This is a genomic window from Candidatus Desulfosporosinus nitrosoreducens (genome assembly GCF_030954495.1).
Taxonomy (GTDB): domain Bacteria; phylum Bacillota; class Desulfitobacteriia; order Desulfitobacteriales; family Desulfitobacteriaceae; genus Desulfosporosinus; species Desulfosporosinus nitrosoreducens.
Genome location: NZ_JAVHUW010000073.1, coordinates 1 through 15,355, shown reverse-complemented (window position 1 = coordinate 15,355; position 15,355 = coordinate 1). Strand labels below are relative to the sequence as shown.

Annotated in this window: 14 protein-coding genes; all 14 read left to right on the top strand. The window is 50.1% G+C overall.

The window, feature by feature from the left end; all coding sequences use genetic code 11:
- Window positions 1-64 precede the first annotated feature (64 nt).
- The 14 genes from lspA to REC12_RS20935 all read left to right on the top strand — a co-directional run bounded on the left by lspA (window position 65) and on the right by REC12_RS20935 (window position 15,144).
- Window positions 65-550: a signal peptidase II gene (lspA, locus tag REC12_RS21000; RefSeq protein ID WP_308897753.1), complete on the top strand. Its 486-nt coding sequence runs from the start codon at window positions 65-67 to the stop codon at window positions 548-550.
- Window positions 551-669: 119 nt separating this feature from the next.
- Window positions 670-1,611, top strand: a complete 942-nt coding sequence (locus tag REC12_RS20995; RefSeq protein WP_308897913.1) for an RluA family pseudouridine synthase — start codon at window positions 670-672, stop codon at window positions 1,609-1,611.
- A 216-nt stretch (window positions 1,612-1,827) separates the two neighbouring features.
- Window positions 1,828-2,382: a bifunctional pyr operon transcriptional regulator/uracil phosphoribosyltransferase PyrR gene (gene pyrR / locus REC12_RS20990; RefSeq protein WP_308897752.1), complete on the top strand. Its 555-nt coding sequence runs from the start codon at window positions 1,828-1,830 to the stop codon at window positions 2,380-2,382.
- A 122-nt stretch (window positions 2,383-2,504) separates the two neighbouring features.
- On the top strand, window positions 2,505-2,720 hold the full coding sequence (locus REC12_RS20985) for a hypothetical protein (protein WP_308897750.1): 216 nt from the start codon (window positions 2,505-2,507) through the stop codon (window positions 2,718-2,720).
- Window positions 2,717-3,652 (top strand): aspartate carbamoyltransferase catalytic subunit, encoded by a 936-nt coding sequence (locus tag REC12_RS20980; RefSeq protein ID WP_308897749.1) that lies wholly within the window; start codon window positions 2,717-2,719, stop codon window positions 3,650-3,652. The genes REC12_RS20985 and REC12_RS20980 overlap by 4 nt, the downstream gene beginning before the upstream one ends.
- Window positions 3,639-4,961, top strand: coding sequence for a dihydroorotase (locus REC12_RS20975; RefSeq protein WP_308897748.1), 1,323 nt, complete (start codon window positions 3,639-3,641; stop codon window positions 4,959-4,961). The genes REC12_RS20980 and REC12_RS20975 overlap by 14 nt, the downstream gene beginning before the upstream one ends.
- A gap of 61 nt (window positions 4,962-5,022) precedes the next feature.
- A complete protein-coding gene (gene carA / locus REC12_RS20970; protein ID WP_308897747.1) occupies window positions 5,023-6,168 on the top strand; it encodes a glutamine-hydrolyzing carbamoyl-phosphate synthase small subunit in 1,146 nt (381 codons plus the stop codon).
- Window positions 6,168-9,341, top strand: a complete 3,174-nt coding sequence (carB, locus tag REC12_RS20965; RefSeq protein ID WP_308897746.1) for a carbamoyl-phosphate synthase large subunit — start codon at window positions 6,168-6,170, stop codon at window positions 9,339-9,341. The genes carA and carB overlap by 1 nt, the downstream gene beginning before the upstream one ends.
- A 123-nt stretch (window positions 9,342-9,464) precedes the next feature.
- Window positions 9,465-10,307 (top strand): dihydroorotate dehydrogenase electron transfer subunit, encoded by an 843-nt coding sequence (locus REC12_RS20960; protein WP_308897745.1) that lies wholly within the window; start codon window positions 9,465-9,467, stop codon window positions 10,305-10,307.
- Entirely contained in the window at window positions 10,294-11,214 is a 921-nt protein-coding gene (locus REC12_RS20955; protein WP_308897744.1) for a dihydroorotate dehydrogenase, read from the top strand. Before REC12_RS20960 ends, REC12_RS20955 begins: the two co-directional genes overlap by 14 nt.
- 87 nt (window positions 11,215-11,301) lie before the next feature.
- The gene (gene pyrF, locus REC12_RS20950; protein ID WP_308897742.1) at window positions 11,302-12,012 is read left to right on the top strand and encodes an orotidine-5'-phosphate decarboxylase; all 711 of its coding nucleotides are present in this window, start codon (window positions 11,302-11,304) and stop codon (window positions 12,010-12,012) included.
- Window positions 12,013-12,029: 17 nt separating this feature from the next.
- The gene (gene pyrE / locus REC12_RS20945) at window positions 12,030-12,638 is read left to right on the top strand and encodes an orotate phosphoribosyltransferase (protein WP_308897741.1); all 609 of its coding nucleotides are present in this window, start codon (window positions 12,030-12,032) and stop codon (window positions 12,636-12,638) included.
- Window positions 12,639-12,734: 96 nt separating this feature from the next.
- On the top strand, window positions 12,735-13,601 hold the full coding sequence (locus REC12_RS20940) for a YihY/virulence factor BrkB family protein (protein WP_308897740.1): 867 nt from the start codon (window positions 12,735-12,737) through the stop codon (window positions 13,599-13,601).
- Between the two features lie 52 nt (window positions 13,602-13,653).
- Entirely contained in the window at window positions 13,654-15,144 is a 1,491-nt protein-coding gene (locus REC12_RS20935) for an alkaline phosphatase family protein (RefSeq protein WP_308897739.1), read from the top strand.
- Window positions 15,145-15,355 lie beyond the last annotated feature (211 nt).

Sequence of the window (15,355 nt, the reverse complement as noted above, 5' to 3'; positions counted from 1 at the left end):
AAGGAATAATTTGCTCTCGTTTAAGCCCTGTGTTAAGATGAGAAAAAACAGGGGGGTTAAACGTTTGTTAGTGTGGCTGGCCATGATCGGGGTATGGGCTGTCGATCGCTTGCTAAAAGTGCTGATTCAAACAAATTTTGTTCCAGGCGAATCGCTGAAGGTCATCCCTAAAGTATTTCATTTAACGTTTGTACTTAACCCGGGAGCGGCCTTCGGCTTGATGGCCGGTCGAACCTGGGTTTTTGTTGTTACCGCCCTTTTGGTGGTAGGAGGGGTTATTTATGGTCAATTCCGTATTCCCAAGAAGGAAGTTTTAGCGCGTTTGGCTATTGGGATGATTGGAGGAGGAGCTCTCGGGAATCTCTATGACCGTCTGATGTCCGGCAAGGTTGTCGATTATCTTGACTTCCAGATTTGGCCGTATGTTTTTAACTTTGCCGACAGTATGATTGTAATCGGGGTTGGGCTGCTCATGCTGCGTTTATATTGGGATGAAAAGGTGCGCAAGAAACGGGAAGACGAGCCGAAAACTGCAAATACTCAGGAATAGGATAACCTGACAAGGAGAAAGCGGAAATAGTTGAGGGTGTGGAAGTGGAAAAGATATTTGGGTCTGAGCCGGAAGATCTTGAATTTGACGAATTTAATGATGGCTTCTCTGAAGAGAAAATGAACTCCACGGGTTCAGAGGACTCCCCTCAGCCGGAGGTTTGGGAATTCGGCCTTGCCGCGGGATTAAGACTGGATGTTGGAGTGACGGGTGTTTTAGACAAAAGCCGGTCTTTTGTGCAAGATCTCATCGCCGCTGGGCAGGTTAAAGTCAACGGGCTTATAAAAAAAAGCAATTATAAAGTCCGTGAGGGTGACCGGATTGTAGTGACAATCCCTATGCCGCGTCCGGCTGCAGCCGAACCGGAAAATATTCCGTTGGCAATTCTTTATGAGGATCAAGATGTTTTGGTTGTGAATAAAGCTCAGGGCATGGTCGTGCACCCGGCACCGGGTGCCTGGACAGGGACTCTTGTCAATGCTTTGCTGTATCATTGTCAAAATCTTTCCGGTATTAACGGAGTTTTGCGCCCCGGAATTGTCCATCGCATTGATAAAGATACTTCGGGCATTTTGGTGGTAGCTAAAAATGATGATGCCCATCAAAACCTGGCTGCCCAATTGAAAGTACATAGCATGGAAAGAAAGTATTTAGCGGTGGTTCACGGAGTGATAGCGGAACCCTCGGGTACGGTGGATGCTCCCATCGGACGTGACCCGGCGGATCGCAAACGGATGGCTGTGGTTATGCAGCATTCCAAAACGGCTGTGACTCATTATACTGTTTTGGAGCGTTTTAAGGATATGACTTATCTGGAAGTGCATCTCGAAACGGGAAGGACTCATCAGATTCGCGTTCATATGAATTATTTGCGGCACCCGATTTTGGGGGACCCTGTCTATGGACCTTCGAAAAATCGCTTCGGACTTAAAGGGCAAATGCTGCATGCGGCTCACTTGGGTTTTTTTCATCCGCGCAGCGGGGATTTAATGAGATTTGACGCTCCTGTCCCGGAAGGATTTGCCCAAGTAATTAAGAAGCTGAGGGAAGAGATTTCTTAGTTTGTCCTCGGCACCGCACTGGTGGTTCGCTGAATTTGCTTATCGCTTGTCATTGACATTTAGTCTAAGCTAAAGTAAACTTAATGACAGTTAAATGGCCTTTAAATGAAGTCCTGTGAGGCTTGGAAAGGCAGACGGAAGTTGAGGGAGGACTGTCTGCTGTTGGGACGGTCTTATTTATTCTTGTACTGCCTATGAGGAAGGGAGATTGTTGCTTTGGAGGGAACGGTTAAAAGCAAGATTTTAGATGCCGACGGGATTCGCCGGGCACTGAGCCGAATCGCCCATGAAATCGTAGAGAAAAATAAAGGAACCGATAAGCTGGTCTTAGTGGGAATCCGGCGGCGAGGTGTGCCGCTGGCTGAGCGGATTCAGCAGTATATCAAAGAATTTGAAGGAGCGGAGCTTCCGCTGGGAATCTTGGATATTACGCTTTACCGGGACGATTTGAGTACCATTGATGTTCAACCGGTTGTTCATGAAACTGATGTCCCGGTTAGCATCGAAGGAAAAACGGTTATTCTTATCGATGATGTCCTTTACACCGGGCGGACAGCCCGCGCCGCCTTAGATGCGACGATGGACTTGGGAAGACCTGAGCGCATCCAGCTTGCCGTTCTGGTTGATCGTGGACATCGGGAACTGCCTATCCGAGCGGACTTTGTCGGCAAGAACCTGCCTACATCGCGACGAGAAATTGTTGCGGTCCGTTTGCTTGAGGTTGATTCCGAGGAAGATGTCCTGCTGTTGGAACGGGAAGATCATCGTTAGGAAACAAAAGTAAAAGTACCTGCCTGTTTTTTGGGCAGCCAAATTTGAAAACATACGCTTAATGACTTACCCCTTTAAATGCCATCCCGAGAGATGGTCAAGGGACGTGTGGATGACGGGCTATGCCTGTTTTTAATCCTCTCCCTTTAGAAGGGAGAGGATTTTTTGTTACCAATCAAGCCTCCATTGGGCTTGTATATAAGGTTGTGGAGAAGGGGATACAAAGAGAAAAGAGACGTTTTAGGTTTGATGGCAAAGAATGTGATTCACGGGTAAAGAAGAATTGTTCTGCATTTGGGCCGCCGTTCGTATTAGAAATATTAGGAGGGTTACAATGAAACTGCAGCGTAAGGATGTCTTGGGCTTGGAAGAGATGAGCGTAGAGGAAATTCGCCAGATCCTGCACACGGCAAAAGTGATGAAAGGGATTCTCATGCGTCCCATTAAAAAGTTGCCTACTCTTAAAGGGAAATCCGTTGTCAATCTTTTTTATGAGGCCAGTACCCGAACGCGGACGTCGTTTGAAATGGCCGCTAAAGTTTTGGGCGCCGACACGACAAGTATCGCTGTCGCTCAGAGCAGCGTAAGCAAAGGAGAGAGTCTTTACGACACGGCCAAAACGATCCAGGCCATGCGTGCCGATTTGGTGATTTTAAGACATTCCAGTTCCGGTTCGGCAAGTTTTTTGGCGGACATTCTCGACGCAGGGGTTATTAATGCCGGAGACGGTCAGCATGAACATCCGACCCAGGCTTTACTGGACATTTTCACAATGGAAGAGAAACTCGGAGATTTAAATGGAAAAAAGGTAGTCATCGTCGGGGATGTCCTGCACTCCCGGGTGGCCCGGAGCAATGCTTGGGGACTGCAAAAACTGGGAGTCGATGTGACTTTGGTGGGTCCGCCTACCTTAGTGCCCGCCGAGATGGAGGGCTTGGGAGTAAGACTCACTCATGATCTGGACAAGGCCTTGCCGGGCGCAGATGTGGTGATGGCTTTGCGCTTGCAGCTGGAACGGCAGAAAAGCGGGCTTTTTCCCAGTCTGCGTGAATATAGCCGTCTCTATGGCTTGTCGACAGAGCGTTTGCGGAAGACCGGGAAGGAAAGCATTGTCCTGCATCCGGGTCCGATGAACCGGGGAGTAGAGATTTCCGACGATGTGGCCGACGGGGCGCAAGCTTTGATTGAGCGTCAGGTGACGAACGGCGTGGCTATACGCATGGCTTTAATCTATTTATTGATTGGAGGGTCCGGCAGTGTGGTGGCTTAAAGATGTGTGGGTGATTGACCCGAGTCAAAAAATATCGAGTCCGCAAAATGTTCTCATCCAAGAAGGGAAAGTTCTGGAGATGGTTTCCTCAATCACGGAGGAAGAAGTTCTGAATAAAGCTCAGGGTGAAGAGGTGGAAACTGTCAACGGTCAGGGAAAGTTTCTTTTTCCGGGACTCATTGACGTCCACACGCATTTGCGCGAACCGGGACAAGAAGACAAGGAAGATATTTTCAGCGGTTCACGGGCGGCTGTACGCGGCGGATTTACAACGATTTTGGCCATGGCCAACACTCAGCCTGTGATTGACAAACGCGCCTTGGCGGAATTTGTGCGGCTGCAAGGAGAACGGGCCGGGTATGCTCACGTCCTGCCCATTGGGACTGTCACTAAAGGCATGCACGGGCAAGAACTTGTGGAAATGGCCGATATGAAAGAAGGCGGAGTGGCAGCCTTTTCTGATGATGGGAAAAATATTCAAAACGCCGAGGTCATGAGACTGGCCTTAGAATATGCCAAATTAACAGGACTGGCGATTATCAGTCATTGTGAGGACAAGGATCTGGCAGGGGATGGACTCATGCGCCGGGGACTGGCTTCAGGGCGGATGGGACTGAAAGGAATCCCGGCCAGTGCCGAAAGCGTCGTTGTAGCCCGGGACGTGATCTTGGCGGAGGAAACGGGTGGGAAACTGCATTTAGCCCATATTTCTACGGCGGAGAGTGTGGAGCTGATCCGCAGGGCTAAAGCGCGCGGAGTTAATGTCAGCGCTGAGGTTAACCCTCACCATCTGATTCTCTGTGATGAAGATATCCGTCTGACAGATACAGCCCTGAAAGTAAATCCGCCCCTGGCCTCAAAAGAAGATCGGGAAGCATTGATTGCGGGACTGTGTGATGGGACTATCGACATGATTGCTACGGATCATGCTCCTCATACTCAAGCGGAGAAGTCCCGTCCCTTCGCCGAGGCCCCTTTTGGAATTGCAAGTCTGGAAACAGCCTTAAGTGCGGTGTATCAATATTTGGTACTGCCCGGCAAAATAAGCTGGGAGCGGGTGATTGAGGCCTGGAGTTGTCTGCCGGCTCAGCGCTTTGGATTATCCGGGGGAACTCTAAAGCCTGGAACCGGCGCGGATATGGTGCTTTTCGATCCGGATTTCCGGGAAGTGATTGAACCGGCCAGTTTAGTTTCCAAAGCGCGCAATACTCCATTTCTTGGAAAAACCCTGCAGGGCTTCCCGGTCATGGTCTGGGTGGAAGGCCGCTTAGTTCAGAAGAACAGAGTTGTTCTCCAGCCGGAACACTAACATGCAAAAACCTGGTCTGCTTAAGCAGGGGCGGGAAGAGAAATGAGAGGAAGTGTCGCAGGTGGCTTATCTCGTATTTGAGGATGGGACGGCCTTTGCAGGGGAGAGGTTCGGAGAGTGGGAGAAACGTTCTGTTTCGCCGGTGGCCTGGGAAGTAGTTTTTAATACGTCTCAGAGCGGATATCAAGAAATGGTCACAGACCTATCTTATGCCGGGCAGATTTTAGTCCTTACCCAGCCGCAAATCGGAAATTATGGCTGGCACCACGAAGAGAATGAGGCGGATAAAACCCGCCTCCAGGGACTCATTGTGCGCGAGCTGTCTCAAGGGGAAGGAAGCCTGCACGCCGAGGGATCTCTGGAGGAGTATTGTCAGCAGTATAATGTTCAAGGGTTAAAAAGCGTCGATACGAGAGCCTTGACTCGCTATCTGCGGGAATTTGGCACACTGCCGGGGGTTTTGACTGACACTGAGGAAGCAGGGCTGGAGTTCTGGAGAAAGCAGAGAGAAGACCGGGTCGGCCCTGACAGCGGCAATGCGGATTCTGATTGCCAGGGCGGGGGGAGAGAGCATTGGGTTTATCGTTCGACCGTGAAGGAGATTTATGAGATACCCGGGTCAGGCCCGCTGATTGCGGTGCTCGATTTTGGAGTGAAGCGGAATATTTTGCGCTCGCTCCAACAGAGGGGATTTAGGATCATGGTCTTTCCGGCAGGCTCTGCAGCCGAAGAAATTTTATGGCAGCGACCGAGCGGCCTGGTTCTGAGCAATGGCCCCGGAGATCCCAGCGCCTTGTTCCAAGGGATTGCTACAGTTCGGCAGCTTTATGCGCAGCTGCCTGTTTTAGGGATTTGCTTAGGTCATCAACTGTTGGCTTTAGCAGCTGGCGGAGAAACTTACAAGCTTCCCTACGGGCATCGCGGGGGAAATCATCCCGTCATAGATTTGCGGACGGGTAAAGCGACAATGACGTCGCAGAACCACGGCTACGCGGTCCGCGACACTTCTTTGCAGGGTTCCGGTTTTGCAGTGACCATGCGCAATCTTAACGATGGAACTGTCGAAGGTATGGAACACGCCGTCTATCCCGTGCTGTCCGTCCAGTTTCATCCGGAAGGGGCTCCGGGCCCTGAAGAAAATGCCGAGATTTTCAATCGCTTTGCCGGGATGGTGGAAGAACGTTTGGCGAGGAAGGGGAGAAGGTAATGCCCAAGAAGGCATGGAAAAAGGTTCTGGTGATTGGCTCGGGCCCCATTGTGATTGGGCAGGCGGCAGAATTTGATTACGCCGGAACACAGGCCTGCCGGGCTATCCGGGAAGAAGGGATTGAAGTAATCTTAGTCAATTCCAATCCGGCGACAATCATGACGGATCGCGAAACCGCAGACCGGATTTATATTGAGCCCTTAACTGTGGAAGCACTGGAACGAATTATTGAGCGAGAAAGGCCGGACGGGTTAATTCCCACCATGGGCGGACAAACGGGCCTCAATTTGGCCTATCAACTGGCTAAGCGCGGAGTGTTGGCACGCTGTGGCGTTGTCTTGATGGGCACTTCCTTGGAGAGTATCGACCAGGCGGAAGACCGGGAAAGCTTCCGGACTTTAATGCAGAAGTTGGGTGAGCCGATTCCGGAGAGCAAAATCGTGGCTAAGATTGAAGATGCTTTGGAATTTGCCCGCAAAACCGGTTACCCTTTAATTGTGCGTCCGGCGTTTACCTTGGGAGGAACCGGGGGCGGAATTGTCGAAAGTGATGAAGAGTTGAAACAAGTTGCCCAAAGCGGTTTGCAAGCGAGCCTGATTGGGCAGATTTTAGTGGAACGCAGTGTGGCCGGTTGGAAAGAGGTCGAATTTGAGGTTTTGCGTGACAGTATCGGCACCTGTATTACGATTTGCCATATGGAAAATATGGACCCGGTTGGCGTTCATACGGGAGACAGTATTGTCGTTGCGCCTTGCCAAACCTTAACGGATCGGGAAGTCCAGATGCTGCGCAGCGCAGCGCGCAGGATTGTCCACGGCTTGAGCATTGAAGGGGGATGCAATGTCCAATTTGCCTTGCATCCGGAGCGCATGGACTATGTGGTGATTGAGGTGAATCCCCGTCTCAGCCGTTCCAGTGCCCTCGCTTCCAAGGCTACGGGATATCCCATCGCTAAAGTCGCTGCCAAAATCGCCTTAGGTTATGCCCTGACCGAGCTGAAAAATGCCGTTACGGGTAAAACGTCGGCTTGCTTTGAGCCTGCCCTGGACTATGTAGTGGTGAAAATTCCGCGCTGGCCTTTCGACAAATTTTCAGAGGCAGACCGCCGGCTAGGCACTCAAATGAAAGCAACGGGCGAAGTCATGGGTATCGGCAGGAACCTGGAAACAGCTTTGCTCAAAGCAATTCGTTCCCTTGACATTAAACTTTTCGGAGTGAATCTGGAAGAACTGGAATTAATCTCTGAGGCTGAACTTAAGAACATCTGCGGCAAACCTGACGACCGGCAGTTGTTTGTTCTGGCTGAAGCTTTAAGGCGGGGCTGGAGCATTGAACAACTAGCGGAACTGACCAGGTGGAATCCATATTTTCTGCTCATCCTTAAACGATTGGTGGACTTTAGGGATGTTTTAGCAAGTGCTCCTTGGAATGCGGAGACGTTGCGCAAGGGCAAACGCCTGGGGTTTGCCGATAGAGAGATTGCCTTGCTCTGGAACAGTACGGAAGACGAGATCTGCAGGTTTCGACGAGAACATAGGATTTTGCCGGTGTTTAAAATGGTGGATACCTGTGCCGGAGAGTTTGAAGCCAGCACTCCTTACTTTTATTCCAGTTATGATGCCGAAGATGAGGGGGAAGTCCACAAACGTCCTAAAGTGGTCGTTTTAGGGTCGGGCCCGATTCGCATCGGGCAGGGGATTGAGTTCGATTATTGCTCGGTGCATGCTGTCTTAGCGTTGCGAAAGGCAGGTTTTGAAAGTATTATCATTAATAATAACCCTGAAACCGTCTCGACAGATTTTGATACGGCAGATCGCTTATATTTTGAACCCTTAACCTTGGAGGATGTGGCGGCGATCTTGGATAAAGAGCAGCCTGAGGGTGTCATTGTTCAGTTCGGCGGGCAAACGGCCATCGGCTTGGCAAGCAGTTTGGAACGGCGGGGGTATCCGATTCTGGGTACTGCGGTGGAAAATATTGATCGGGCGGAAGAGAGAGGAACCTTTGATCGAGTACTTCAGGAACTGGGCGCGAAACGCCCGCAGGGCGGCGGAGCGACAACCAGGGAACAAGTGCGCCAAGTGGCTGAAACCATAGGATTTCCCTTAGTGGTACGCCCCTCCTATGTCTTGGGCGGCCGGGCTATGGAGATCGTTTATGAAGAAAAAGAACTAGATGCGGTTGTTAAGCGTGCTTTAAGTGCTTCTTCGGATCAGGAGATCTGGATGGATCAATACCTGTTGGGCAAGGAAGTAGAAGTCGATGCCATTTCCGATGGAGAAAATGTCTTTATTCCCGGCATTATGGAGCACTTAGAGCGGGCCGGAGTTCACTCCGGCGATTCTATCGCGGTCTACCCTCCTCAGACTCTGGAGCAAAGTATGCAGGAGCGGATAATTGCTCTGACAGAATCCCTGGCACGCTCTCTGAAAATAAGCGGGCTGTTAAATATTCAGTATGTCATTTATCAAAAGGAACTTTATGTGTTGGAGGTCAACCCGAGATCCAGCAGAACCGTTCCTTTTTTAAGCAAAGTTACAGGAGTACCCATCGTAGATTGGGGTACTCAAGTTATATTGGGAAGAAAATGGGAGGATATCGGAATACCCCGTGGCCTTTGGCCGCTGGGGAATCGCGTTGCAGTCAAAGCCCCTGTGTTTTCTTTTTCTAAACTGCAAAAGGTTGAGCCCTCTTTAGGACCGGAAATGAAGTCCACCGGAGAAGTCATGGGGATGGATCGCACTTACGAGAAAGCTCTTTACAAAGCACTTTTAGGGGCGGGGCTTTCTTTTACGACTTATGGTTCCGTGCTGGTGACTTTGGCGGACCGGGATAAAGCGGAAGGGGTGGATCTTGTTCGCCGCTTCGTAGAGTTGGGGTTTCGCATCTTAGCTACCGCGGGAACGGCCGGTTATCTGATAAAGGAAGGAATTCGGGTAGAACCCATTGCCAAGCTGCACGATGGTTCCAATGAAATTATTGACGGAATCCGCAAACAGAAGATTCAATATGTCGTTAACTCCACGACCCATGGGCGGCTTCAGGAAAGTGACGGGTTTGCTATCCGTAGAGCGGCTGTTGAGTATGGAATTCCTTGCTTTACCAGTCTCGATACTGCGGCTGCTCTGCTTCACGTGTTGGAGAGCATTTCTCCGGGCCTGCTGCCCCTTTAAACGTCAAGGCACAAACATAAAGCGGAAACGGCAAGGTTTAAATTTAAGTCTAAAAATCCGGGGAAGGGAGAACCCTAGTACGAAATCCGGTGACGTTTAGGTTACTCGAAAGGAGAGAATGCCATGCTTGCGCTGGGAGAAGTCGCTGAACATGAACTTATAGGAAATGAAGATCAAAAGCTGAGGCGCTTGGTTTTAAAGGGGCCCATTGCCCGAACGGCAAAGCCCGGGCAATTTGTAGCCCTTCAAGTCCAAGACTTGGCCCGTACAACCCTTGATCCTTTATTAAGACGCCCGCTTAGTATCGCTGAGATTTTTCCGGAGCGTGATGAAATCGTACTTCTTTATCGAGTCCAAGGAAGAGGGACTGAGATTTTAGCTCAGGCGAACTGTGGAGATAAGCTCAGTGTAATGGGGCCCTTGGGAAATGGTTTTTCTCTGCCTGAAGAAGGAGAACTGTGGCTGGTTGCCGGGGGAATCGGAGTGTTCCCGCTGTATGCTCTGGCTCAGAGTGCCCTCATGCGAGGGCTGAAGGTGCGCCTGTTTTGGGGCGGTGAAAATCTGTCCTTTCTGGAAAGTGCCGGACTGTCCAGCTGGAAGGGCCTGGGAATTCCTGCGCATCTCAGTACTATGGACGGAAGCAGAGGGGAAAAAGGCTTGGTGACAGAACTGGTTCGCCAAGAGCTCTTAATCTTGCAGACCGATGGGGAGGACGTAAGCAGGAAAAAAATAAGTGTCGCTGCCTGTGGCCCGAAACAAATGCTGCGGGCAGTTGCAGAGCTCTGCAGTGGGTTCCGGGTTCCGCTGGAGGTTTCGCTCGAAGAACGCATGGGATGTGCCGTGGGAGCTTGTTTGGGGTGTGTGTGTACTCTGAAAAACGGAGCGGGGCAATTGATCCATAAAAAGGTTTGCACAGATGGCCCGGTCTTTCCCGGAGAGGAGGTTGTTTGGGATGAAACCTGTTGACCTGACGACTCGGCTTGCCGGGATCACTCTCCGCAATCCTGTCCTTACATCTTCAGGGACCTATGGATTTGGCGAGGAATATAGCGCTTATTGCCCGCTCGAAGCTTTGGGGGGGATTACTTTAAAAGGAATCACGCCCCTTCCTCGTTTAGGAAACCCTGTTCCGCGCTTGGCGGAAACCCCGTCGGGCTTATTAAATGCCGTTGGTTTGGAAAATCCGGGGCTAGAGGAATTTGTCACGTCCTATCTGCCCAAACTAAGCAAAATTCCTACGGTTGTGATAGCTAATATTTCAGGGTTTTCTCTGGAGGATTATGTCCTTATGGCCCGGGCGCTGCGTCAGGGCTCCGGCATAGCTGCTTTGGAGGTCAATATCTCCTGCCCCAATGTCAGACACGGCGGGATGCATTTCGGTACGGACCCTCAGAGTGCTCAAGAAGTAATCGCGGCGGTTAAGGCTGAAACAGATCTGCCGGTCATCGCCAAGCTCTCCCCGAATGTCACGGATATCGCAGCTATGGCCCGGGCTGTTCAGCGCGGCGGAGCAGATGCCCTTTCCCTGATCAATACTCTCTTAGGCATGCGTATTGATTTGGAGGCCCGGCGTCCCGTTCTGGCGAACACCTTTGGCGGGCTTTCCGGCCCGGCGATTCGCCCTGTGGCGGTGCGCATGGTTTGGCAGGTGGCGGAAGCCGTAGATTTACCGATCATAGGAATGGGCGGAATTATTTCCTGGCAGGATGCGGTGGAGTTTCTTTTAGCGGGGGCAACGGCGGTCAGCGTTGGAACGGGGAACTTTTATAATCCTCAGGTTCCGCTGGAAATTCTGGAGGGTATCGAACATTATTGTGCAGAGAAAGGGTATTCTGCGGTGCGGGAAATAGTTGGCTTAGCCCATCGCGGTTAAGTTACAGGAAGCTCCTTGCGGCGGGTAAGGCAGAACGTCTGAAGATATTCCGCATCTTAGGTGTTAGGAATGAATGGAGGGCTTGTAATGGATAAGAACTTAAATAAGCGGATTATGGTCGCACTCGATGTCCAGGGGCGAGAAGAGGCCTTAGCCTTAGCAAATGCCCTGCAGGGAAGCGGTTGTTGGCTTAAGGTTGGCATGGAGCTCTATGCTTATTCAGGTCCTGCAATCGTTGGCGAACTAAAATCACTGGGATTTCCCATATTTTTAGATTTGAAACTGCACGATATTCCCACTACAGTTGAGCGGGCAGTGCGAGGCTATGTGCGGGCCGGGGCGGATATGCTCAACGTCCATTGCAGCGGGGGGCAGGATATGATGGCTCGGGCGGCTTCCGCTGCACGTGACGAAGGCTATAAACTGGGACTTGTACCTAAAATCATTGGGGTAACCGTCCTGACAAGCATGTCGGAACATCAGTTTCACCAAGAGTTGGGGATAGAACGCCAACTTCAAGAGCACGTTGTGGCCCTGGCGAAACTTGCCGCCAAGGCTGGATTGGACGGTGTCGTAGCCTCAGCTCAAGAGGCCGGAGCCATCCGAAAAAACACAGCTCCTGAATTTTTGATTGTTACTCCGGGGATAAGACCGGCTTGGAGTGAAACAGATGATCAAATGCGGGTTTTGACTCCGCACGAAGCCTTGGCGGCAGGCAGCTCTTATCTTGTGGTGGGAAGGCCGATAACCCGGGCGGAGAATCCGCAACAAGCCTTAGAAAGACTTTGGCTGAGATGAAATAAGGAGAGGATAACATGACTGAAAAAAACGTTGCCGCTGAGAGAACTCTGCTTAAAATGGAAGACTATCTGGATTTGTTCAAAAAAAGCCAAGCCCTGCTCGAAGGACATTTTCTTTTAACTTCGGGGAAACATAGTGCGCAGTATATGCAGTGCGCTCAAGTTTTGCAGTATCCTGAGCGGGCAGCTATTTTAGCCGCAGGATTGGCAGCCTCTTTTCGGGATTTTGAGGTCCAGACCGTCATAGGCCCCGCTATGGGAGGTATTCTCGTGGCTCATGAAGTGGCTAAAGCCTTGGGTGTGAGAGCTTTATTTACGGAGCGGGAAAACGGAATTATGCGCTTGCGCCGGGGATTCACCCTGGCTGCGGGGGAACGGGTTTTGGTTGTGGAGGATGTTATTACGACAGGCGGGTCGGTGCGTGAAGTGCTGGCGGTAGTTCGGGAGCTGGGGGCTGTTCCGGTGGGAGTTGGCGTTCTTGTCGATCGCAGCGGCGGAACAGTGGAGTTCGGCTTGCCTCAAAGCTCCCTTCTCCAGCTTGAAATTCAGGCTTATGAGGCGGAAAAATGCCCTTTGTGCGCTCAAGGAATCCCGGCAATTAAGCCGGGCAGCCGGAAGGTCTGATCCCAATCCGACGGTAAACCTTACTAAGGGTTATCGTCGGATTGGGAATTGGCTTCCAGGGCAAACTAGTATTCAGGTTGCTGTGCGAAGAGGCAGGTGGAAGTAATTAAAATGGTTGCCAAACGGATTGCATTATTTGTTCGAAGTCTCGTGACATCAATTGTGAAACACAATATTGGGGCTTTGGCAGCGGTGATTGCCTTCTTTGGGTTTTCTTCGATGGTCCCGTTACTTCTATTGATGATTTATGGCGCTTCGATTTTTATTCCTCAGGAAACGGTGCAGTATTTTATTTCGGAGGTTTTCCAGTCCTACGTTCCTGCTCTTCCGGATGCCAAACTCTATCTCGCTCAAAACGTGTCCCGGCTGGTTTTATTAGGTTCCAACAAGGTCGGGCTTTTTGGGATTCTCGGTTTGCTTTGGACCACTACGGGTGGCTTTGTCTATTTTCAAAGGATTCTTGATACAATTTGGGAAGTGACCAAAAGAAGATCCTTTATTCGGCAGTATCTTGTAGGCTTCGGGATGCTCGTGGTCCTTGTAAGCCTTACGATTATTTCCTCTTTGGCAACTATTGTTTCTCTAGCTCTCTTCAAAAACGTTTTCACGGGCCAAGGTGTTCCTCTGTGGTTAGCGCTTTTCCATGGGATTTCTCATTTAGCTTTTCCCCTATTGCTTTTTTTGACCTGTCATTTTTGCTATCGTTTTTTACCATCCCAGACAATCCGGAATTCTTATCTCTTCATAGGTGCTTTAGTCTCAACTTTGGGAATATATACTTCCCGGGTAGTCTTTGTTTGGTACACCGAGCATTTGGGGAGATATGAGATGATTTATGGAAGTTTGACGTTTATTATGCTGTTTACCTTTTGGGTCTATATTTCCTGTATTATAGTTTTGTTTGGGGCCGAAGTGGCAGTGACGTTGAATGCTATGGGTCAAGTCTCTTCTCGTGACAAATAGGAGATAAATTTGTTATAATGGATTTTACCAGCAACTTTGAAGGGGGTCGATCATGAAAAAGATTATCTTATTTGTGATAGATTCTTTGCATCCTGTTGTTCTGGGAAGAATTTTATGTGAGGGAAACGCGCCGGCTCTATGCTTTCTGGCGCAACATGGGACTTATTTCGAACGTGTTGTATCCTCTTTTCCGACGATGACCCCGGTGGCCACCAGTACGATGGTCACGGGGGCAGGGCCTGACCGGCATGGAATCCCGGGTTTTATCTGGTATGACGGGGAGAGCCGCAAGGTCGTTGATTATGGGGCGACTTGGCAAAGCGTTTTAAAAATGGGTCCTAAAAATATTATTTTAAATTTATTGTCCAAGCTTAATAGGGAACATCTGGCTTTAGAAACTCCAACGATTTATGAGACGTTAGAGGCCGCAGGCTTTAGTACCGGAAATATTAACCTTTTTATGCACCGGGCTGCACATCCTTTTCAAGCGAAACTTCCGTTTTTAATTTCTTTGGCAACCGGTTTTCAGCTCCGGCAAAAAGAAATTTTCGGGCCTTCCCATTTAACCTTAGGGCAACTTGTCCATCTGCCTTTTTCCCGTCGCTTGCCGGCCTACCCGAGAGGGGTTTTTCACCGTTTTGGCTTTAATGACGTTTTTTCCGGAACGGTGGCGCGCCAGCTTGTGCGAGAAGGAATTCTACCGGATTTTACGATGGTTTACTTTCCGGATAACGATAAAAACTCCCATTACTATGGTCCTTTGCGTACGGGGCCTTCTATCGAACGGGCCGATCAACAGATTGGTTTGGTCCTTAAAGAGTTTGGATCATGGGAGAAAGCTCTTGAGGAAACCGTGGTAATTGTGACGGGGGATCATTCTCAGTCGACGGTTGGCTTAGGCAGAGACTATCTGATTGATCTCGATCATGCCCTGAAGTCTTTCACCAGGCTCAGATCTACGGAAGAAGCTATTGAAGGGCAGCAGGAGATTGCCATTTGCCCGAATGAACGTATGGCCTTTATTTACATATTGCAAAGACAGCAGGAGATTCTGCCCAGGATCGTGGACATTCTAGTCAAAGATGCCCGCAATGCCCAAATCGCCTGGAAAATTGCCGAAAACAAGTATAGTGTCCTGCAGGGAGGTACAGGAAAACAGCTGTACTTTTCCCGTGACGGTCTCATTCATGATGTCTATGGTCAAAGCTGGTCTTACGATGGAGATTTATCTGTGCTGGATGCTCATGTAGCGGAGGAGCAGACAGTCAGGTTTGGAAAGTTTCCGGATGCTTTCAACCGGCTTATCTCAGCTTTAGAAGCGAGACAGGAAAGCCGGGTTGTTGTTTCTGCCGTGTCGGGGTACGAGTATTTCGCTGAGGGAGCGCCAATTCACCCCGGCGGAGGAAGTCATGGTTCCCTGGAAGAGGAAGACTCGACAGTACCTATGATTGTCACCGGCAGGCCCCTCAAGCTGGAAAACCCCCGCATTGTGGATTTATATCCTTTAATTTTGAATCATTTTGCCATAGAAAATTTCAGGTAAGAAAATCCTTTGTTATAGAAAAAACCATAATCTTAAGCAAGAAGAGCAGAACAAGGCGTTCCTGCTCTTCTTGCTTTGTGTGCCCGGCATGGGCGTTATCTCTAGGGTGAAAGTCCCGAATAGTGAAGGTAGCAGTAGCTATAGTTTAAGGTAAGGGTGTTCACCGTGAGGTGAAATCCGAAAGAAACCGGCGGCAAATCTCTGGCCCGAG